The organism is Angustibacter sp. Root456 (assembly GCF_001426435.1).
Taxonomy (GTDB): domain Bacteria; phylum Actinomycetota; class Actinomycetes; order Actinomycetales; family Angustibacteraceae; genus Angustibacter.
The window spans coordinates 373,983-394,283 of the sequence record NZ_LMER01000015.1 but is presented as its reverse complement, the minus strand read 5'-3'; the positions used below and the strand labels follow the sequence as shown (position 1 = coordinate 394,283).

Below are 20,301 nucleotides of genomic sequence, written 5' to 3'. Positions count from 1 at the left end.
GGGCAGCCGGACGTTGTGCCGGTGTACCGTCTCACTGCCTGACCGTCACGGCGTGACCGTCACGTGAGCCAGCACACCAGCAGCACACACCAGCACGCCAGGAGGCGTCGACCGAGCAGGAGGATGGGGCGCCGCGAGCCCCGTGACCATGGATTTCAAGCGCATCCTTCGGGGCCCGTTCATCTGGGTCGTGCTCATCGTGCTCATCGGACTGTCCGTGCTGCGGCTGGGCTCGATCGGTGAGTCCTTCCAGCGCATCGACACCAGCTCGGCGCTGCAGCTCATCGAGCAGGGCAAGGTCGACAAGGTCAAGCTCGTCGACGGCGACCAGCGCATCGACCTCACGCTGCGCAAGGGCGAGTCGTTCACCGGTGACGGCGTCAAGAACGCCACGCACGTCCAGGCGTTCTACATCACCCCGCGCGGCGACCAGGTCGTCTCGGTGGTCAACGCCGCCGCCGACTCCGGCAAGCTGCCCGGCGGCTTCAACGACAACAACCCGCAGCCGAGCTGGGTCTCGTCGCTGCTGGTGTCGGTGCTGCCGATCCTGATCATCCTCGGCCTGTTCTGGTTCCTCATGAGCCAGGCCCAGGGCGGCGGTAACCGCGTCATGAGCTTCGGCAAGTCGCGGGCCAAGATGGTGAGCAAGGAAGCCCCCAAGGTCACCTTCGCCGACGTCGCGGGCGTCGACGAGGCCGTCGAGGAGCTGCAGGAGATCAAGGAGTTCCTGGCCGAGCCGGCCAAGTTCCAGGCCGTCGGCGCCAAGATCCCCAAGGGCGTCCTGCTCTACGGCCAGCCCGGCACCGGCAAGACCCTGCTGGCCCGTGCGGTGGCCGGCGAGGCCGGCGTCCCCTTCTTCAGCATCTCCGGCTCGGACTTCGTCGAGATGTTCGTCGGTGTCGGCGCCAGCCGCGTGCGCGACCTGTTCGAGCAGGCCAAGGCCAACGCGCCCGCGATCATCTTCGTCGACGAGATCGACGCCGTCGGCCGCCACCGCGGCGCCGGCATGGGTGGCGGTCACGACGAGCGCGAGCAGACGCTCAACCAGCTGCTCGTCGAGATGGACGGCTTCGACGTCAAGACCAACGTCATCCTCATCGCGGCCACCAACCGCCCCGACATCCTCGACCCGGCGCTGCTGCGCCCGGGCCGCTTCGACCGGCAGGTCTCGGTCGACGCCCCCGACAAGGCCGGCCGCGAGCACATCCTGAAGGTGCACTCCAAGGGCAAGCCGATGGGCCCGAACGTCGACCTGGAGGTCATCGCCCGTCGCACCCCCGGCTTCACCGGCGCCGACCTCGCCAACGTGCTCAACGAGGCCGCGCTGCTCACGGCCCGCAGCAACGCCAAGTTCATCGACGACGCCGCGCTCGACGAGGCGATCGACCGCGTGGTCGCCGGTCCGCAGAAGCGCAGCCGGGTGATGAACGAGAAGGAGAAGAAGATCACCGCGTACCACGAGGGTGGTCACGCGCTGGTGGCGGCGGCGCTGAACAACACCGACCCGGTCACCAAGATCACGATCCTGCCGCGCGGCCGGGCGCTGGGCTACACGATGGTGCTCCCGGTCGACGACAAGTACTCCACGACGCGCAACGAGCTGCTCGACCAGCTGGCGTACGCCCTGGGTGGCCGCGTCGCCGAGGAGCTCGTCTTCCACGACCCCACCACCGGTGCCTCGAACGACATCGAGAAGGCCACCGGCCTGGCTCGTCGCATGGTCACGCAGTTCGGCATGAGCGAGCGCATCGGCGCCATCAAGCTGGGCAACGAGAGCGGCGAGGTCTTCATGGGCCGCGACATGGGCCACGGCCGCGACTACTCCGAGGAGGTCGCGGGCATCGTCGACGAGGAGGTGCGCCGGCTGATCGAGGCCGCGCACGACGAGGCCTGGCAGGTGCTGGTCGACAACCGCGACGTGCTCGACGAGCTCGTCCTGCAGCTGTTCGACAAGGAGACCCTCGGTGGCCCCGAGCTGCTCGAGATCTTCCAGAACGTCCGCAAGGCGCCCGAGCGGCCGGTGTGGCTGTCGAGCGAGCGGCGCCCGATCAGCGACCTGCCTCCCGTGAAGACGCCCGCAGAGCGTGCAGCCAGCAACGGCCACGCCCCCCAGGACGAGCGCGAGCGGCCGCCGGCTGCCGTCGTCGAGGTGCCCGAAGGCGGCACCGTCGACCCCGGCGCCTGACCGGCGGAGTGGTCGTGGTCGACCAGGAGCGGGCTGCTGCCGCCGTGCGCGAGCTGCTGCTCGCGATCGGTGAGGACCCTGAGCGCGACGGCCTGCGCGGCACCCCCGAGCGGGTCGCGCGCTCGTTCACCGAGATCTACGCCGGCATCGGCCAGTCGCCCGCCGACGTGCTCACGACGACGTTCGAGATCGGTCACGACGAGCTCGTCATGGTGCGCGACATCGACATGTACTCGATGTGCGAGCACCACCTGCTGCCGTTCCACGGCGTCGCGCACGTCGGCTACATCCCCAACCCCGACGGCCGGGTCACCGGGCTGTCGAAGCTGGCGCGGCTGGTCGACGTCTACGCCCGGCGCCCCCAGATCCAGGAGCGGATGACCAGCGACATCGCTGACGCGCTGGTCGAGCACCTGTCGCCGCGCGGCGTCCTCGTCGTCATCGAGGCCGAGCACCTGTGCATGGCGATGCGCGGCGTGCGGCGTCCGGGCACGACCACGATCACCAGCGCGGTGCGCGGGCAGCTGCGGGACGCCGCCACGCGCGCCGAGGCGATGAGCCTGCTGCGCGGCCGGAGCTGACGTGATGGCGACGGTGTCGACACGGGTGCTCGGCCTGCCTGCGTCCCTGGAACGGACCGCCACCGAGCGGTGCCTCGTCATGGGCGTGGTCAACGTGACGCCCGACTCCTTCAGCGACGGCGGCCGCTGGCTCGATCCCGACGCCGCCGTGCGCCACGGGCTGGAGCTGGTCGCTGACGGCGCGGACGTCGTGGACGTGGGCGGCGAGTCGACCCGGCCCGGGGCGCAGCGGCCGTCGGCCGAGGAGGAGCTGCGCCGGGTGCTGCCCGTGGTGCGGGCGCTGGCGGCCGAGGGTGTGAGCGTGAGCATCGACACCATGCGCGCGGGCGTGGCCGAGGCGGCGCTGGGCGCCGGAGCGGTGGTGCTGAACGACGTCAGCGGCGGGCTCGCCGACGCCGGCATGGCCGACGTGGCCGCCGCCTCCCGCGCGCCGTTCGTCGTGATGCACTGGCGCGGACCGTCGCAGACCATGAACGCCCTGGCCCACTACGACGACGTCGTCACCGACGTGGTCACCGAGCTGCGCGGGCGCGTCGACGCACTGGTGGCCGCGGGGGTCGACGTCGAGCAGCTGGTGCTCGACCCCGGCCTGGGCTTTGCCAAGGACGCTGACCACAACTGGGCGCTGCTCGGCCGGCTCGACGAGCTGCACGCGCTCGGCCGGCCGCTGCTGGTCGGTGCCTCGCGCAAGCGGTTCCTGGGCTCGTTGCTGGCAGGCGCCGACGGATCGCCTCGGCCGGTGGAGGAGCGCGAGGCCGCCACCGTCGCCACCACCGTGCTGGCCGCACAGGCGGGAGCGTGGTGCGTGCGCGTGCACGAGGTGCGGCCCAGCGCCGACGCCGTGCGCGTCGTCGCGGCGAGCCGGGCGGCCGCCGAGCCGCTCGGGCCGGGCGGTAGCGCCTCGTGACCTCGCCCGTGCTGGACGCCGACGGGCGACCGCTCGACCAGATCGCCCTCGTCGGGCTGCGCGCCCGCGGGCGCCACGGCGTGCTGGAGCACGAGCAGCAGCTCGGCCAGACCTTCGTCGTCGACGTCGTGCTGCACCTCGACACCCGCGCGGCCGCAGCCGCTGACGACCTCACCGCCACCGTGCACTACGGCGTGCTCGCCGAGCAGGTGGTCGACGTCGTGCGCGGCGAGCCGGTGCAGCTGGTCGAGACGCTCGCCGAGCGCATCGCCGCCGTCGCGCTCGCGCCCGAGCCCGTGGTGGCAGCCGACGTCACGGTGCACAAGCCGCAGGCGCCGGTGGAGGTGCCGTTCGACGACGTGCAGGTGCGGATCCGCCGGTGGCGCGCGTGATCCCCGCCGACGCACCCGCCACGGTGGCGGTGGTGGCGCTCGGCGCCAACCTCGGCGAGCGCGAGGCGGCCCTGCGCGGCGCGCTCGACGCGCTGGACGTCGTCGACGGTGTGGCCGTCGACGCGGTGTCGCCCGTGGCGACGACCCGGCCGGTGGGCGGCAGCGACCAGCCCGACTACCTCAACGCCGTGGCCCTCGTGCGCACCGGGCTGGCGCCCGATGAGCTGCTCGCGGTGCTGAACCGCGTCGAGGCGCAGTTCGGGCGCGTGCGCCTGGAGCGCTGGGGCCCACGCACGCTCGACCTCGACCTCATCAGCTACGGCGTCGTCCAGACCGGCACCGAGGTGGTCAGCGACGACCCGCGCCTGACGCTGCCCCACCCCCGCGCGCACGAGCGCGCGTTCGTCCTCGTGCCGTGGTCGCAGGTGCAGCCCGACGCCCTGCTGCGGACGCCGGGGGGCGCCGTCCGCCTGGTGCGCGAGCTCGCCGAGGCCGCGCCCGACCGAGCCGATCTCGAACCAGCCGACGTCGGGCCGCTGCGATGAGGCCCACCCCCACCCTGCGCCTGCTCGCCGTGGCGGGTGCGATCACCGTCGTGGGTTGGGTCGGCCTGCGGCTGTGGGTGACCAACGGCGGCGAGCTGCCGATGGTGCCGTGGACCGCTGCGATCGTGATGCTGGTGCTCGCCGCCGTCGTCCTCGCGCTCGGTTGGCCGGTGCGGCAGTGGACCAAGGGGCGCCGTGAGCGCCCGCTCGACCCGCTGCGGGCGGCGCGCACGGTGGTGCTCGCCAAGGCCTCGCAGTACTCCGGCGCGCTGCTCGGCGGCTGGTACGCCGCCCAGGTGCTGGCGCTGTTGCCCACCGCCGACGTCGCGTCCCGACGTGCCGTGCTCGTGCGCGCGATCGTGAGCCTGCTCACCGCGGTGGTGCTGTGGGTCGTCGGCTGGCTCGTCGAGCGCTGGTGCCGGGTCGACCTCACCGACGACGACGAGCACCACGGCGGGAGCCCCGCCAGCCCCGCCGCCACCTGAGGCGCTGCTCCGTTCGGTGGAGGCACCGGGCCCGACGCTCAAGCGGCCCTGCGGTGCCGTCGAGGGGGTGACACGGAGTCCAGCAGCTGGCTCCTCTCGGTTGAGGCACCCGTGGGGCGAGGAGAGCTCGTGGCTGGCAGGCAGGACGGCGTCTGGCGCCGTCGGCCCGTGCTGTCGGCGCTCGTGCGCGCCGTCCAGTACGGCATCCCGTTAGGCGTCGGGTGGGTGGCGGCTCGGGCGGTGCGGGCTGCGCTCGCGGGGCACGCCGACCCCCTCTGGGTCATCGTGCTCGCCATGTCGACCGCGGTGGGCGTGAGCCTGCTGGCGTCGCGGCTCACGATCCGCCTGACACCCTTGGCGCTGCTGCTGCGCATGACCATGGTGTTCCCCGACCGCGCGCCGAGTCGGCTCGCCGTCGTGCGCCGCTCGACGAGCGCGGTGGAGATCCGCCACTTCCTGGACGGGGACGACACCAGCGCCCACGAGGCCGCCGTGACGATGCTCGCCCTCGTCACCGCGCTCAGCCACCACGACAAGCGGACGCGGGGCCACAGCGAGCGCGTGCGACTGTTCTGCGACCTGCTCACCCAGGAGCTGGGCCTGGACGAGCCCGACTGCGCGCGGATGCGGTGGGCGGCGCTGATCCACGACATCGGCAAGCTCGAGGTCAGCGCCGGCATCCTCAACAAGCCGGGCACGCTGGACGACTCCGAGTGGCAGGTCGTCCGCTCGCACCCGGCAGTGGGCGCACGGCTGGCCCGCCCGCTCGCCGACTGGCTGGGGCCCTGGTACCCCGGCATCATCCAGCACCACGAGCGGTACGACGGCACGGGCTACCCGATGGGGCTGGTCGGCGAGCAGATCTCGCTCGCCGGCCGCGTGATCACGCTGGTCGATGCCTTCGAGACCATGACGGCGGCCCGCTCCTACAAGGCGGCCCGCACGGTGCTCGCTGCCCGAGCCGAGCTGACGCGCTGCGCTGGCACGCACTTCGACCCCGCTCTGGTGCGCAGCTTCCTCGGCATCGCGCTGCCGCGGCTGCTGTGGGCGGTGGGTCCACTCGCCTTCCTCGTCAACGCGCCGCTCCTGCGCTGGCTCGGCGACGGCGGCGCGCGGATCGTCGACCTCACCGGGGCCACCGCCCAGGCGGCGGTCACGACGGCGGGCGTCAGCGCGGTCGTCGCCACGACGGGCGTCGCGGTGCCCGCCGTGCCGGCGTCGGCGCCCAGCCGCCCGGCCCACTCGACGCCAGCCGTGCGGCCGGCGGTGCACGCGACGCCGCAGCCGGCGTCGTCGGTCTCGGGACCGTCACCGACCTCGGTGACGACTCGGCCGACACAGGCCTCGAGCGCTGCCCGGGATGCGGCGGGTCGCAGCGAAGGGCCGTCGTCCTCAGCAGAGGGCGTGGCGAGCACAGCCGGCGAGCACGGTGCGGCTGGGCGGCAGAGCACCGGCGGCAAGCAGGGCGGCAAGCAGGGCGGCAAGCAGGGCGGCAAGCAGGGCGGCAAGCAGGGCGGCAAGCAGGGTGGCCAGCAGGGCGGCAAGCAGGGCGGCAAGCAGGGCGGCAAGCAGAGCGGCCAGCAGGGTGGCCAGCAGGGCGGCAAGCAGGGCGGCGGCACGCCCGCCACGCAGCCCCAGCCGCAGCACGGGTCGCAACCAGCGAAGCCCGGCGAGGGCGCTGCGCAGCCCGCGCCCACCCCCGCGCAGCCGTCCGGCCCCGAGCCGACGGGCGAGTCCGGCGGCGCCGGCTCAGGGCACGAGACCGCCCAGCCGCCGGTGCGGCCGAAGCCACCCGGCAAGCACTGAGCCGCGGCATCGCGGTGGTGTGCGCCGCGCAGGCTGAGTCAGCGAAGCACGCGGTACTCGACCAGTAGGTGGCCGCTGGGCGAGGTGGCGCTGCGGATCGTCTCGAGCCGAGCGAACGGGAGGCCGTCGAGCAGCCGCCGGCCGCTGCCGACGATGGTGGGGGAGACGACCAGCCGCAGCTCGTCCACGAGGCCTGCGCCCAGGAGCGTGCGGGTGATGCAGATGCTGCCGTGGATCCCGATGTCGCCGCCCGGCTGCGCCGCGAGCTGACGCACGAAGTCGACGAGGTCACCGTCGATCACCTGTGCGTTCGCCCAGGCCGGATCCAGCGGACACGAGGTCGCCACGTGCTTGGGGACGGCGTTGATGAACGACGCGAACGGCTCGATGTCGCTGGTCGGCCAGAAGGCCGCCCACTCGTCGTACGTGCGGCGCCCGAGCACCACGACGTCCTGGGTCGAGATCAGCCGCTCGCCGCTCGCGTCGGTCTCGTCGTCCCACGCGGTGAGGAACCGGTCGGGTGCCTCGGCCACGCCGTCCAGTGACAGGAAGTACGCGGCCACGACCTTTCGTCGTTCGGACATCGTCAGGGTCCTCTCAGTGGGTCATTCGGTAGCGCTGCAGCCGCCGTCCAGCTGCGCGCGCACTGCGCTTGGCGTCGTCCGCCGTGAGCACCTTCACCGGGCTCATCCACCCTTGCGACGGCTTGTGGAGCACCCAACCGTCCCCGAGGGCCACGGCGGCGTGCTGCACGAGCCCGTCGGGTGAGCGCCACACCATCACCGTGCCGAGCCGGTCGTCCGTGCCGCCGGGCAGCGTGGCGTCGGACAGCCACTGCTCGAACGGCTCGCGCTGCATCCACTCGGTGGCGGCACCAGGAACCCCGGCGGCGGCCATCACCGCGCCGAAGCAGTTCGGGCCGCTCGCGCGGGGGAAGGTGCCGGCGAGCTCGCGCGCTCCGGGCAGCAGCGACTGCGCCTGTCGCCAGGTCGTCTCGGTCACCTCGTCGTGGCGGCTCGGACGGCGGCCCTCCTCGATGTACTCGCGCAGCACCGCCTGCTCGTGGCCGGCGATGAGGGAGGGCCACCACACGAACCGGTGCCCGTCGCCCTGGCCTCTGGCGGTGTCTCCCAGCTGGTGCCGGTAGCCGCGAACGCTCGGCACCAGCTCGCGACCCAGCCGACGCTGAGCGGCGAGCAGGGCGATGCGCGTCGGGCGCTCCAGCGCGAGGAACTCCTGCTCGCTCAGCCACACCCTCGGCAGGTCAGCGTCGTCGCCGTAGATCCAGTAGGTGTCGCGCAGCTCGTCCGGCAGGGGGCGAGGGTCGGCCCGCAGCCCGGCGGCGCCGTCGAGCTCGGCGGGCAGCAGGAAGGGCTGCTCCGCCGGCGCGAACCAGCCGACCCACCGCCCCAGGAGCTCTGGTGGCACCGGATGTTCAACGCGCGCATCGTCGAACCCTAGGTCACCGAGGTGGGGCTGCGGCTCAGTGCGCGCCGGCGCCCTCGGTGGCGCCGTAACGCTGGGGGACCGTGCGGCGCAGCGCCGCGTGCACCGACGTCGGCGTCAGGACGCCGAGGTAGCGCTCGCCGTCCACGACCGGCAGCCACCCGGCGTCGTGCTGCACGATCTCGGCGAGCGCGCGACGCAAGGTGTCGCCGACGTCGGCCGTCTCGTCGAAGCGCCGCAACCGGTCGCCGACGGTGCCGGAGCCAGTGGTCTCGCGCAGGCCGACCCAGCCCCGCAGCCGTCCCGCGGCGTCGACGACGACGGCGTACGGCTCAGGCGCGTGCTCGATGGCAGCGCGGGCCTCGGCGAGCGGCTGGTCGGGGCGTACCGTCGGCGGGTGCTCGAGGTCGGTGGGCTCGATGGGCGTCACGGCGAGGCGCCGAAGGCCGCGGTCGGCACCGACGAAGTCGGCCACGAACTCGTTGGCCGGAGCCCCCAGAACCGTTGCGGGATCAGCGAACTGCTCCAGGCGGCCCCCGACGCTGAACACCGCGATGCGGTCAGCCAGGCGCACGGCCTCGTCGATGTCGTGGGTCACGAACAGCACGGTCTTGTCGAGCTCGGCCTGGATGTCGCGGAACTGCGCCTGCAGGCGGTCGCGCGCGATCGGGTCGACCGCGCCGAAGGGCTCGTCCATGAGCAGCACCGGAGGGTCGGCAGCGAGGGCGCGGGCCACACCGACCCGTTGGCGCTGGCCGCCGGACAGCTCGTGCGGGTAGCGGTCGCCGTACGTGTCAGGGTCGAGGCCCACCAGCAGCAGCATCTCGTCGACGCGTGAAGCGGTTCGGGCCTTGTCCCAGCCCAGCAGTCGCGGCACGGTCGCGGTGTTGCGCCGCACGGTCTGGTGCGGGAACAGGCCGACCTGCTGGATCACGTAGCCCATGTCGCGCCGGGCCTTCACCGGGTCGGTCTGCGTGATGTCCTTGTCTCCCAAGAAGATCCGGCCCGTCGTCGGCTCGATGAGGCGGTTGACCATGCGCAACGTCGTCGACTTGCCGCAGCCGCTGGGGCCCACGAGGGCCACCAGCTCCCCCGGCTCCACAGCGAGGTCGAGGTCCTGGACGGCGATCGTCCCGTCGGCGTAGGTCTTGCCCACACGCTCGAGCCGGATGGCGACTCCTCGGGTACCGTCCACGCGTGACCTCCTACGGCCTGTCGCAGGGCGCTCACCTGGTGGTGGGCGCCGTGTCGGCGGCCGACCAGCCACCCAATCCCTGGTTCTCACTGCAGTTCGCTCGGGAGAACACTTCCGCGATCGTGGCGGCTCTGCAAGAGCACGTGTTGCTCACGGTCGTCGCGGTCGTCGTCGCGTCGGTCATCGCCTTCCCGCTCGCGGTGCTGGCCGCGCGGCGTCCGCGCCTCGCCGGCCCGGTGCTCGGCGTCAGCGGCGTGCTCTACACGATCCCGTCGCTCGCGTTGTTCGCGATCCTCGCGCCGTTCACCGGCGCCACGCGCACCACGGTGCTCATCGGTCTGGTGCTCTACGCGCTCCTGGTGCTGGTACGCAACACCTTGGTGGGCCTGCAGTCGGTGCCGGACGACGTCATCGACGCCGCGCGGGGCATGGGCTACGGGCCCGGCCGCATGCTGTGGCAGGTCGAGCTGCCCGTGGCGCTACCGGCGATCATGACCGGCGTCCGCGTGGCCACCGTGTCCACCGTCGCGCTGGTCACCGTCGGCGTGATCGTCGGGTACGGCGGACTCGGGCAGCTGCTGCTCGCGGGCTTTCAGAACAACTTCTACCGCGCCGAGATCATGACCTCGACCGTGCTCACGGTGGCGCTCGCGCTCGTGCTCGACCTCGTGCTGCTCGTCATCACCCGCGCGTTCACGCCGTGGGCCCGCCGGAGCGCGTCATGACCGCCGTCGCGGCGCTGCCGGCGTTCGCCGCGGACGGCGAGGGCATCCTGCAGCGCACCATCACGTGGTTCAACGACCCGCTCAACTACCGCGGACCGAACGGCGTCGCCGCCCTCACGGTCGAGCACCTGTGGATCACCTTCGCGGCCGTGGTCCTGGCCTGCGCCGTGGCGCTCCCGGTGGGCATCTGGATGGGTCACCGGGGCCGCGGCGGGACGCTCGTGGTGGTGGTGTCGAACCTCTCGCGCGCGATCCCGACCCTGGCGCTGCTCACCATCTTCGCCGTCGGCGACCTCGGCTTCGGTAACCGGCCGACGATCCTGGCCCTCGCGATCTTCGCCATCCCACCCCTGCTCGCCAACGCGTTCGTCGGTGTCTCTCAGGTCGACCCCGACGCCCGCGACGCGGCGCGGGGCATGGGCATGAGCGGCTGGCAGGTGCTGCGCGACGTCGAGCTGCCGCTCGCCGTGCCGCTCGTGGCTGCAGGTCTGCGGACAGCCGTGGTGCAGGTCTGCGCGACCGCGTCGCTGGCTGCCCTGGTCGCAGGCGGGGGGCTCGGAGTGCTCATCAACCTCGGCTTCGGCCAGCGGCGCTTCGACGAGGTGCTGGCGGGCGGCCTGCTCATCGCCGTCCTGTGCCTCGTGCTCGAGCTGGTGATGGCGACGGTGCAGCGGGCGGTGACCCCTCAGGCCCTGCGCCGTGGACGGCTCGTGACCTGATCTTCAGTGATTCTGGGTCGCGCCGTGGGCTGTCAGTGGTCCACGCTTGACTCTCCTCGCGGGCCTCGGGCCTGCCGGACACGCGTGCGGAACCCCGCACGGGACACAGAAGGCACAGGAAGAAGCTGCTCATGCGAAGGCCCACTCTGATTGGCGGCGTGCTGCTCGCTGCCACGCTCGCTCTCTCTGCGTGCGGTGACGCCGGCTCGTCCGGCACCGCAGCGCCGTCGTCCAGCAGCTCTGGTGGCGCGGCGAAGGCCGCCTGCGCACCCGTGCCCGGTCAGGAGCTCGTCGTGCTCGACGACGACAAGAAGCTGCAGACGGTCGACAACCTCATCCCCGCCGTCAACAAGGCGAAGAGCTCCGACGCGCTGCTCGCCGCGGTCAACAAGGTGTCAGCCGCTCTGACCACTGACGACCTCGTCGGCCTCAACAAGAAGGCTGACATCGAGCGCCAGTCGCCGGCCAACGTCGCCAAGGAGTACGCGGCGGCCAAGGGCCTCGACGCCCCGGCGTCGGGAGGCTCGGGCGCGGTCACGGTCGGTGCGGCCAACTTCAGCGAGAACCAGATCGTGGCCAACCTCTACGCCATCGCCCTGAACGCCGCGGGCTTCGACGCCTCGGTGCGCACGGTCGGCAACCGTGAGGTGTACGAGCCCGAGCTCGAGAAGGGCACGCTCACCGTCGTGCCCGAGTACGTCGGCACGCTCACCGAGTTCCTCAACAAGAAGATCAACGGCGCCGACGCGCAGGCCAAGGCGTCCAGCGACCTGCAGGCCACCGTCGCCGAGCTGACGAAGCTGGGCGAGAAGGTCGGCCTCGTCTTCGGCGAGCCCTCGCAGGCCGCCGACCAGAACGCGTTCGCCGTCACCAAGGCGTTCGCCGACAAGTACGACGTCTCGACGCTGTCCGAGCTCGGCGACAAGTGCGGTGGGCTGGTGCTCGGTGGGCCGCCCGAGTGCCCGCAGCGCCCGTTCTGCCAGCCCGGCCTCGAGAAGACCTACGGGCTCTCGATCACCTCGTTCAAGGCGCTGGACGCCGGTGGTCCGCTCACCAAGAACGCCCTGAAGCAGGGGGAGATCGCGCTGGGCCTGGTCTTCAGCTCGGACGGCTCGCTGGCCGCCGGCTGATCACGCCTGCACCCACGGCCCGCGGTGCTGCTCCCCGACGGGGAGTGGCACCGCGGTCGTGTTGCCGGCGGGTGCGAGCGGGCAGGCCCACGCGGGGTCGTAGGCGCAGGAGGGGTTGAACGCGAAGTTCAGGTCGATCACCACGGTGCCCTCGCCAGCGCCGGCACCGAGGTCGGCTCCCTTGACGGTGTCGAGCACGTAGCGGCCACCGCCGTAGGCGCTGCGGCCGCACGTGGCGTCGCGCACCGGCACGAACAGCCCACCGCCGTACGACGCCAGGCGCCACACGTCGAGGCTGACCTCGCCGTCCGGTGCCTGCAGGCGCACCCGTCCCAACCGCTCGTACGGCACCTCACCGTCCGTGCCGGTCGTGGCGGTGAAGGCGTCGGGTCCGGCGTCAGCCGGTTCGATGCTCGCCTCGAAGCGGTAGCGCGGGTCGTAGTCGGTCACGACCAGCCCGGCGAAGTCGGCGCGGTGCTCGGGCAGGAGCGGCGTCGCGAGGTGCGTGGCGAACAGCTCGTCGCGGCCGCGCACCCAGCGGGTGTGCGCCTCGGCGGGGTCGCCGGCCTCGCGGACCTCGCGGTAGAGGTCGTGGACCCGGCGCCGCCAGTCGGTGACGGCGAGGGCGGTGGCCGCGGAGTCACGCGAGGAGGTCATCGCCCGATCCTGTCACGGTGACTCTGCGTGCCCGGTCGAGCGCGACACGCCGACAATCGGGTGACAGATGTGACTGCTGTGACGCAGTACGCTTCGTGTCGTGATTGGTAGGCACCGGGGTACTCGTTCTCTGCGCTGGCGGCTCGTCAGTGCGGTGATCGCTGCTGCCCTCGGGCGCGGCTACCACGGTAGGCACCGCCTCGAAGCGGCGGCGCTCGGCCTGCCCGCCAGCGTCTCGGCGCCGCGTACTCCGGGTGAGGCGCTCGCCGCGGTGCCGACGGTCCCCGCGCCGGTGACGCTCGTCTCGGGTACCCGGCTCGCCGTCGTCCCGGTGGCTCACAGCGCCGACCCGCTGGTCGACACCGTGCCCCACCCGGTGATCAAGCTCTTCCCCCTCCCAGTGGCCGAGGCCCTCGGCCCGGCGACGGCCGAGGACGCCGAGTCGGCGGTGTTCGCCGAGGTCGACCAGGCTCGCGAGGCGCAAGTGACCGCACAGCTCGCGGCCGGCGACCCGGCNCCGCCACACCGCCTGACCGCGTCTCGCAGATCCCCGCCATTCTCCGGCTGGTGCGGGCGTCAATGCGCCCGTTTCACCGGGAAATGGCGGGTATCTGCGCGAGGTCGGCGGGGTGAGGGGCTACTTGTCGACGTCGCCGACGACGAAGAACATCGAGCCCAGCACCGACACCATGTCGGCGATGAGGCAGCCGGGCAGCAGCCGCGAGAGCACCTGGACGTTCGCGAAGGACGCCGTGCGCAGCTTCAGCCGCCACGGCACCTTGTCGCCGCGCGACACCAGGTAGTAGGCGTTGATGCCCAGCGGGTTCTCGGTCCAGGTGTAGCTGTGCCCCTCCGGCACCCTCAGCACCTTGGGCAGCCGCACGTTCACCGGCCCCGCCGGCAGCGCCGCGAGCCGGTCGACGCAGGCCTCCGCCAGGTCGAGCGAGACGTGCACCTGCTCCAGCAGGCACTCGAGCCGGGCCAACGCGTCGCCCTCGGTGCGCGTGACCACCCGGCCCGGGCCGCCGGGCCCGAACAGCTCGCCGTATGCGAGGTACGGCTCGTCGCGGCGCAGGTCGAGGTCGAGGCCGCTCGCGCGCGCGATCGGGCCGCTGACGCCGTACGCCGCAGCGAGCTCGCGCGACAGCACGCCCACCCCGCGCGTGCGCGCCCGCAGGATCTCGTTGCCCACGAGCATGCCCTCGAGGTCAGGCAGCCGACGGCGCACCGCAGCCACAGCGGCCGCGACCCGGCCGAGCCAGCCCGCCGGCAGGTCCTCCTTCAGACCGCCCACGCGGTTGAACATGTAGTGCATGCGGCCGCCGGAGACCTCCTCCATGACGGCCTGGATCTCCTCGCGCTCGCGGAACGCGTAGAAGATCGGCGTGATCGCGCCCAGCTCCAGCGGGTACGAGCCGAGGAACATCAGGTGGTTGAGCACCCGGTTGAGCTCGGCCAGCAGCGTGCGGGCCCAGACGGCCCGCTCGGGCACCTCCATGCCGAGCATCCGCTCGGCGCCGATCACCACACCGAGCTCGTTGGCGAACGCCGACAGCCAGTCGTGCCGGTTCGCCAGCACGATGATCTGCCGGTAGTCGCGCACCTCGAACAGCTTCTCCGCGCCGCGGTGCATGTAGCCGATCACGGGATCGGCGCTGACGATCCGCTCGCCGTCCACGACCAGCCGCAGCCGCAGCACGCCGTGGGTGGCCGGGTGCTGCGGGCCGATATTGAGCACCATGTCGGCGGTGGCCAGGCCGCCGGCGCCGACGCCGACGGTCAGCTCGCGTCCGGTCTGGGCCTGGGTCACGGCCCCGAGTCTGCCATCACGTGTGCCACCACGGCGGAGCCCGCTGGTGTGCCAGCATGGCGCCGTGGACCCCTTCGCGCCGGACGACGTCACCTGGCACCCGGTCTCCGACCGGCTCGCGACGGGCCGGCGGCTCGTCGTCGGCGTGGTCTGCGCCGTCGTCGCGATCGCGGTGGTGGCGGCCGCAGTGCTGAGCGCGGTCTCGTGGTTGCTGGCCCTGGTAGCGGTGCCGGTGCTGGCCCTGGCGTGGGCGTGGTGGCTCATCGGCCGCCAGGTGCGCGCGATAGGCTACGTCGAGCGCGCCGACGACCTGCTCGTGCGGCACGGCGTCATGTTCCGGAACATCGTCGTGGTGCCCTACGGCCGCATGCAGTTCGTGGACGTCGCCGCTGGTCCGCTCGCGCGCAAGCTCGGCTACTCGTCCGTGCAGCTGCACACCGCCTCGCCCGGCACCGACGCCTCGATCGACGGCCTCGTGCCCGACGAGGCGGCCCGACTGCGTGACCGCCTGGCCCAACGCGGCGAGGCGCGGTTGGCCGGCCTGTGAGCGCACCGACCGAAGGCGGTGCCGGCCCGGTCACCGGCGACGTCACCGCCGACGACACCGCCGACGGCACGTGGCACCGACTGCACCCGCTCACGCCGCTGGTGCGCGGGTGGAAGGTCGTCGCCGTGCTCGTGGCGGTCATCGCCCAGCAGCGGGGCGACGAGCTCGTGAGCCACGGCCTGCCCTCGCGTCAGGAGGCGCTGATCAGCCTGGCCGTCATCGCCGGCGCGGCGCTCGTCGGGGGCGTGTACGCGCTGCTCGCCTGGCAACGCGCGGCGTACCGGGTCGAGGGCGACACCCTGCAGCTGCACACCGGCGTGCTGTTCCGGCAGCAGCGCCAGGCGCGGCTCGACCGGTTGCAGGCCATCGACGTCGTGCGACCGCTGCTCGCGCGGTTCTTCGGGCTGGCCGAGCTCAAGCTCGAGGTGGCGGGCGGCAAGGACTCCGCCATCTCGCTGTCGCTGCTGCGGGAGGCGGACGCCCAGCAGCTGCGCAACACCCTGCTGGCGCGGGCAGCCGGCGTCGAGTACGTCGGGCAGGTCGCTCCCGAGGCTCCCGAGCACGAGGTGCTCACCGTGTCGGTGCCGACGACCTTGGAGTCGTTCGCCCGCAGCGGGGTCTCGGTCGTGGCGGTCCTGGCGCTGGCGGCCGGCGTCGTCACGGTGGCGGTGACTCGAGAGCCTGCGGTGCTCGCGGGATTCCTCCCCGTGGTGCTCGGCGTCGGCGGCACAGCGTGGGCGAGGTTCACGTCGGCGTTCGGCTTCCGGGTGGCCACCTCGCCGGACGGCATCCGCTTGCACCACGGGCTGCTCACCACGCGCGCTCAGACCGTGCCGCCCGGCCGCGTGCAGGTCGTGCGCCTGCGCCAGCCGCTGCTCTGGCGCTCGCGCGACTGGTGGAAGCTCGAGGTGAACGTCGCCGGGTACTCCGGTGGACGCGGGGGCAGCGACGCCGGCCAGGACTCCGCGGGCCAGGAGAACGTGCTGCTCACCGTCGGCTCGCGCGCTGAGGCGCTCCTGGTGCTGCGCCTGGCGCTGCCGGCCCTCGCGCCCAGCCTCACCGAGGACGCCGCCGGGCCCACCATGCGGGCCATCAAGGCCGGCCTCACGGGCACCGACACCGCGGGCGGCTTCGTCGTCGCTCCTCGGCGCACGCGCTGGATCGACCCCATCGGCTGGCGGCGGCACGGGGTGAGCGTGCTCGACGACGTCCTGCTGATGCGCCGAGGCGTGCTCGTGCGCGAGCTGGACGTCGTCCCGCACGCTCGCACGCAGAGCCTGGGCGTGCGACAGGGACCGCTGCAGCGACGGCTCGGCGTCGCCACGTTCGAGGTTCACTCCACGCAGGGGCCGATCGCGCCGTCCGTGGCGCACCTGCCCACCGACGTGGCCGGTGACCTGCTCGACCAGCAGGCCGAGCGCGGACGCGCAGCGCGGGCTCGCCGCGGCGACCTCGACCAGGGACGTTGGATGCAGGCCCCAGGAGGACCTCGATGACCGCCACCGCGCCGACCAGCCCGGACACCTCGCTCGAGCCGCTGCGCGCGGCGTTCGACGTCCGCGACCCGGCCTTCATCGCCGACCCGTACTCGGCCTTCGACGAGGCGCGCCGGCAGGGCTCGCTGCTCTGGCACGAAGGGCTCGGCCAGGCCGTGACCCTCACCCATCGCGCCGCCGACGTCGTGCTGCGTGAGCGGCGCCTCGGCCGCGTCTTCGCCCCGCGCGCACCGGAGTCCGACTGGGGCACCTTCAACTGGCTGCACGCGGACTCCATCCTCGACAGCGAGCCGCCGAAGCACACCCGCCTGCGTCGCCTGGTGGCCGCGGCGTTCGGTCGGGGCCACGTCGAGCGGCTGCGACCGCGCGTCGCCGAGCTCGCCGAGGGCCTGCTCGACGAGTGCGACGTCGCGCTGGCCGACTCCGGCTCCTTCGACGTCATCGGCGACTACGCCGAACCCCTGCCGGTGCTGGTGATCGCCGAGCTGCTCGGCTGGCCCGAGACCGACCAGCACCTGCTGCGCCCGTGGTCGCAGGCCATCGTGCGGATGTACGAGGTCGACCGGACGCCGCAGCAGGAGGCCGCGGCGCGCGCGGCCTGCGGCGAGTTCGCCGCCTACGTTCAGGAGCTCGCCGCCGCGCGGCGCGCCGACCCGCGCAACGACCTCGTCACCCATCTCGTCCAGGTGCGCGACGGCGGCGACAAGCTCGACGACCACGAGCTCATCGCCACGGTGGTGCTGCTGCTCAACGCCGGACACGAGGCGAGCGTCAACGGCTTCGGCAACGGCCTGGTGTCGCTGCTGTCTGCTCCCGACCAACTGGAGACGTTGCGGCGCAACGTCTCTGATTCGTCGCTCGTGGCGCTCGGGGTCGAGGAGATGCTGCGCCACGACTCGCCGCTGCACCTCTTCGAGCGCACGGCCACGCAGGACGTCGAGCTCGAGCTCCCTGACCGCACGGTGCGGATCCCCCAGGGTCACAAGGTCGCCGCGCTGCTCGGTGCGGCCAACCGTGACCCCGACGTGTTCGCCGACGCCGACCGCTTCGTCGTCGACCGCGCACCCAACCCGCACCTCGCGTTCGGTGCGGGCATCCACTTCTGCCTGGGTGCTCCGCTGGCGCGGCTGGAGCTGCAGACGTCGCTGCCGGCGCTCCTGCGGCGCTACCCGGCGCTCGAGCTGGCGGCTAAACCGACGCGGCGTCCGACGTTCGTGCTGCGCGGTTACGAGTCGGTGCCGGTGCGCGGCTGAGCGGTCAGGCGCAGCGCGGGTCGGTGTCGAGCCGGGTGACGCGGCCCTGGTCGTCGTACGTCACGACGAGGACGTCGCGACTGTCGGCGTTCTTCAGCCACGTCGTGGCGCTCTGCGGCGTCGACTCCAGCCCGAGCTCGCCGCCGGTGCCCGGCACGCAGCGGTTGACCACCACGATCGCGCCGTCGGCCACCGGCGCGGTGTAGGTCTTCTCGGTGTTCTGGTTGGTGTAGCGGACGTCGCGATGAGGGACGACCTCGATGCCGTTCCGGGCGATGTCCGTGTCGCTCGTGCCCGGCAGTGTCCACCGGTCGAGCTCGATGACCGTGACGCCGCCCACCGTCGCGACGTCGGTGACGGTGCCGAGGTCGAAGTGGCGGCCCTTGACGTCGCTCGTCGCGGTCGGCGTCGGGGTGGCCGTGTGGGTCGGCTGGCTCGAGGTCGTGACCGTCACCGTCGTGCGCGGCGAGGCCCCGCCAGCGCCGCCGCACCCGCTGAGGGCGGCAGCCAGGGCCGTCGCGCCGAGCAGGGCGGCGGCGACACGTCGGGAATGCGGCACCGGCCCAGAGTCGCCAAACCGTGGCGACGCTGTCCAATCCGCCCGCGCGCCCGTCGCTGAAAGTGCCGAGGTGGTCACGCTGAGTGGAGCAGGGTGCGGGGTTCGGCTCGGTCGTGGGCGGTCGACTGCATCAGCCACCGGAAGGCGCCGAGCCCGGCCCGGTCGAGCAGCTCACCGGCGTGGCTCGCCGCGCTCACCGCCCGCAGGTAGCTCAGCGGGTCGCCCGCCGCGGTGGCGGGCGAGGGGAGCGAGCCGTCGACGCCGAGACCGAGGAGCGCCTCGCGCTGGGTGGTGCCGTGACTGCTCACCGCGCCGGCCCGCTCGCCGGCGGCGGCCAGAGCGTCGACGGCCACGTGCGCGGTGACGTCGCACGAGCCGTCGGGCACGGGTGGGCACACGGTGCCGTCGCGGTAGCCGGTGAGGGTGCCGCGGGGCGGTCGCGTCTCCCGGTCGTGGCCGTAGTCGACCGCCAGCAGCAGCGCGTCCGTCGCCTGTCGCACGAGGGAACCCCAGGCGTCGTCGCGGGAGGTGCCCACCTCGGCGCGGTCACCGGCGTGCGGGTCCACCGACGGCCACCACCGCTCGAGCCAGTGGTTCTCGCGGGGGCCGACGGGGCCGGCCAACCGCTCGCGACCGGTCGAGGCGTCGACCTCCACGACGCGCCAGGTGAGGTCGTCGGCCCGCTCGACGACGGGGCACGGCACGTCGTCCAGCCACTCGTGCGCCACGACCAGGGCGCCACGCAACCACGGCCGCAACGCTTCTGGGACGTCGGCGCCGCCGTCCGACTGGGCCCAGATCACGTCCGGTGCAAGGTCTGGCGGCCGGTCGACGACGTCGCAGCCGATGAGCTCAACCGCGATCCCGCGGGCAGCTGCGCTGCGCCGCAACGACATCAACAGCTCACCGCGCCCGCTGCCGATGTCGACCACGCGGCCCAGCCCGGCGCGCTGGGCCAGGCGCAGCAGGGCATCGGCGAACAGATCCGACGCGTGCACGCTCGTGCGGAAGTGCGCCGCCGGGCCGCCTGGGCGGCGGTAGAACCCGTTGCGGCCGTACAGCGCCTCGTGCCAGGCGACGTCCCACGCGACGAACGTCATGGACGCCGCAGCACCACGACCACGTCGGTGATGGCGAACAGGAACCGCCCCTGGTCGGCCAGCCGACGCACTGACTCCACCCATCCGCCTGCGCGTGCCGAGAGCTCCTCGTCGTCAGCCGCGGCCGCGAGCATACCCATCGCGATCTTCCACGCGAGCGACCCCTCGTCGAACCGTCGGTGCGGGTCGGCCCAGGACCGCACGTCGGCGAGCTCGAACGGCGAGTCGGCGGCCAGCCGCAGCAGCTTGCGGCCCATGAAGCCGTCGGCTCGGCTCTGCCACGACGGGACGACGCCGACGAAGCGGTCGACCAGCAGCCGGGTCAACGCGTCGTCGTCGCTCGTGAACAGCGCGGTGTCGAAGTCGGTGTGCCCGATCACCGCCAAGCCACCGGGCCGCAGCACCCGGAAGCACTCCCGAAGGAAGCCCGGCGGGTCCAGCAGGTTCTCGGCGACGTTCATCGACACGATGCGGTCGATCGTCGCGTCGTCGAAGGGCAGGGGGGCGTCGAGGTCGGCGACTCGGGACACCACGCGCGAGTCGTGGAGCAGGTCGTCATCGAGGTCGGAGCCGTGATCGACGGCGTGCACGGTGGCGGGTGCGGGCGTGGTCTCCAGCAGCTTGCGCACCGTGCGCCCCGTGCCGCAGCCGAGGTCGGCCACCACCAGGCCGTCGCGGTCGAGCTGCGCGAGACTCGCGAGCCGCTCGTGCCGTCCCATGCGCCGAGCGTAGCGACCGCGCACGCCCCCAGCGCCGCCCCAGG

General features: G+C 72.9%; 21 protein-coding genes. 13 read left to right on the top strand and 8 right to left on the bottom strand.

Annotated features, from left to right (window positions below; genetic code table 11):
* Positions 1-148 precede the first annotated feature (148 nt).
* From ftsH to ASD06_RS09600, 7 genes are all read left to right on the top strand, one after another.
* Entirely contained in the window at positions 149-2,185 is a 2,037-nt protein-coding gene (gene ftsH, locus ASD06_RS09630; RefSeq protein WP_056676224.1) for an ATP-dependent zinc metalloprotease FtsH, read from the top strand.
* Positions 2,186-2,199: 14 nt separating this feature from the next.
* Positions 2,200-2,766, top strand: a complete 567-nt coding sequence (gene folE / locus ASD06_RS09625) for a GTP cyclohydrolase I FolE (protein WP_056676521.1) — start codon at positions 2,200-2,202, stop codon at positions 2,764-2,766.
* A gap of 4 nt (positions 2,767-2,770) precedes the next feature.
* A complete protein-coding gene (gene folP, locus ASD06_RS09620) occupies positions 2,771-3,673 on the top strand; it encodes a dihydropteroate synthase (protein WP_056676518.1) in 903 nt (300 codons plus the stop codon).
* Positions 3,670-4,065 carry a dihydroneopterin aldolase gene (folB, locus tag ASD06_RS09615; protein WP_235502286.1) on the top strand — a complete coding sequence of 132 codons (396 nt, stop codon included), beginning with the start codon at positions 3,670-3,672 and terminating at the stop codon, positions 4,063-4,065. The genes folP and folB overlap by 4 nt, the downstream gene beginning before the upstream one ends.
* Positions 4,062-4,610: a 2-amino-4-hydroxy-6-hydroxymethyldihydropteridine diphosphokinase gene (folK, locus tag ASD06_RS09610; protein WP_200941995.1), complete on the top strand. Its 549-nt coding sequence runs from the start codon at positions 4,062-4,064 to the stop codon at positions 4,608-4,610. The genes folB and folK overlap by 4 nt, the downstream gene beginning before the upstream one ends.
* A complete protein-coding gene (locus tag ASD06_RS09605) occupies positions 4,607-5,095 on the top strand; it encodes a DUF3180 domain-containing protein (RefSeq protein ID WP_056676223.1) in 489 nt (162 codons plus the stop codon). Before folK ends, ASD06_RS09605 begins: the two co-directional genes overlap by 4 nt.
* A 129-nt stretch (positions 5,096-5,224) precedes the next feature.
* Positions 5,225-6,901 (top strand): HD-GYP domain-containing protein, encoded by a 1,677-nt coding sequence (locus ASD06_RS09600; protein WP_056676222.1) that lies wholly within the window; start codon positions 5,225-5,227, stop codon positions 6,899-6,901.
* A gap of 38 nt (positions 6,902-6,939) precedes the next feature.
* Here ASD06_RS09600 and ASD06_RS09595 read toward each other — a convergent pair whose 3' ends face one another.
* The 3 genes from ASD06_RS09595 to ASD06_RS09585 are packed head-to-tail and all read right to left on the bottom strand — an operon-like array spanning position 6,940 to position 9,542.
* A complete protein-coding gene (locus ASD06_RS09595; RefSeq protein WP_056676219.1) occupies positions 6,940-7,485 on the bottom strand; it encodes a dihydrofolate reductase family protein in 546 nt (181 codons plus the stop codon).
* A gap of 13 nt (positions 7,486-7,498) precedes the next feature.
* Entirely contained in the window at positions 7,499-8,329 is an 831-nt protein-coding gene (locus tag ASD06_RS09590; protein ID WP_056676215.1) for a hypothetical protein, read from the bottom strand.
* A 55-nt stretch (positions 8,330-8,384) separates the two neighbouring features.
* Entirely contained in the window at positions 8,385-9,542 is a 1,158-nt protein-coding gene (locus ASD06_RS09585; RefSeq protein ID WP_056676214.1) for an ABC transporter ATP-binding protein, read from the bottom strand.
* Between the two features lie 35 nt (positions 9,543-9,577).
* On the opposite strand from ASD06_RS09585, the gene ASD06_RS09580 reads away from it, so the two are divergent.
* From ASD06_RS09580 to ASD06_RS09570, 3 genes are all read left to right on the top strand, one after another.
* Positions 9,578-10,267, top strand: coding sequence for an ABC transporter permease (locus ASD06_RS09580; RefSeq protein WP_369853715.1), 690 nt, complete (start codon positions 9,578-9,580; stop codon positions 10,265-10,267).
* Positions 10,264-10,986, top strand: a complete 723-nt coding sequence (locus ASD06_RS09575; protein WP_056676508.1) for an ABC transporter permease — start codon at positions 10,264-10,266, stop codon at positions 10,984-10,986. Before ASD06_RS09580 ends, ASD06_RS09575 begins: the two co-directional genes overlap by 4 nt.
* 131 nt (positions 10,987-11,117) lie before the next feature.
* Positions 11,118-12,116, top strand: a complete 999-nt coding sequence (locus tag ASD06_RS09570) for a glycine betaine ABC transporter substrate-binding protein (RefSeq protein ID WP_056676213.1) — start codon at positions 11,118-11,120, stop codon at positions 12,114-12,116.
* On the opposite strand, the gene ASD06_RS09565 is transcribed toward ASD06_RS09570, so the two are convergent.
* Together ASD06_RS09565 and ASD06_RS09560 are read right to left on the bottom strand one after the other, a co-directional pair.
* Positions 12,117-12,773, bottom strand: coding sequence for a DUF1684 domain-containing protein (locus ASD06_RS09565; protein WP_056676212.1), 657 nt, complete (start codon positions 12,771-12,773; stop codon positions 12,117-12,119). It abuts the gene before it with no gap.
* 637 nt (positions 12,774-13,410) lie between these two features.
* Positions 13,411-14,514 carry an NADH-quinone oxidoreductase subunit D gene (locus ASD06_RS09560; protein WP_082537913.1) on the bottom strand — a complete coding sequence of 368 codons (1,104 nt, stop codon included), beginning with the start codon at positions 14,512-14,514 and terminating at the stop codon, positions 13,411-13,413.
* A gap of 133 nt (positions 14,515-14,647) precedes the next feature.
* On the opposite strand from ASD06_RS09560, the gene ASD06_RS09555 reads away from it, so the two are divergent.
* The 3 genes from ASD06_RS09555 to ASD06_RS09545 are packed head-to-tail and all read left to right on the top strand — an operon-like array spanning position 14,648 to position 17,879.
* Positions 14,648-15,130, top strand: coding sequence for a PH domain-containing protein (locus ASD06_RS09555; protein ID WP_200941993.1), 483 nt, complete (start codon positions 14,648-14,650; stop codon positions 15,128-15,130).
* Positions 15,127-16,626, top strand: a complete 1,500-nt coding sequence (locus tag ASD06_RS09550) for a PH domain-containing protein (RefSeq protein ID WP_082537881.1) — start codon at positions 15,127-15,129, stop codon at positions 16,624-16,626. The genes ASD06_RS09555 and ASD06_RS09550 overlap by 4 nt, the downstream gene beginning before the upstream one ends.
* Complete coding sequence (locus tag ASD06_RS09545; protein WP_082537880.1) at positions 16,623-17,879, top strand: cytochrome P450; 1,257 nt, start codon at positions 16,623-16,625, stop codon at positions 17,877-17,879. The genes ASD06_RS09550 and ASD06_RS09545 overlap by 4 nt, the downstream gene beginning before the upstream one ends.
* 4 nt (positions 17,880-17,883) lie before the next feature.
* Here ASD06_RS09545 and ASD06_RS09540 read toward each other — a convergent pair whose 3' ends face one another.
* The 3 genes from ASD06_RS09540 to ASD06_RS09530 all read right to left on the bottom strand — a co-directional run bounded on the left by ASD06_RS09540 (position 17,884) and on the right by ASD06_RS09530 (position 20,257).
* Positions 17,884-18,438 carry a hypothetical protein gene (locus tag ASD06_RS09540; RefSeq protein ID WP_056676201.1) on the bottom strand — a complete coding sequence of 185 codons (555 nt, stop codon included), beginning with the start codon at positions 18,436-18,438 and terminating at the stop codon, positions 17,884-17,886.
* 74 nt (positions 18,439-18,512) lie between these two features.
* The gene (locus ASD06_RS09535; protein ID WP_056676198.1) at positions 18,513-19,538 is read right to left on the bottom strand and encodes an SAM-dependent methyltransferase; all 1,026 of its coding nucleotides are present in this window, start codon (positions 19,536-19,538) and stop codon (positions 18,513-18,515) included.
* The gene (locus ASD06_RS09530) at positions 19,535-20,257 is read right to left on the bottom strand and encodes a methyltransferase domain-containing protein (protein WP_157371613.1); all 723 of its coding nucleotides are present in this window, start codon (positions 20,255-20,257) and stop codon (positions 19,535-19,537) included. Before ASD06_RS09530 ends, ASD06_RS09535 begins: the two co-directional genes overlap by 4 nt.
* Between the last annotated feature and the right edge of the window lie 44 nt (positions 20,258-20,301).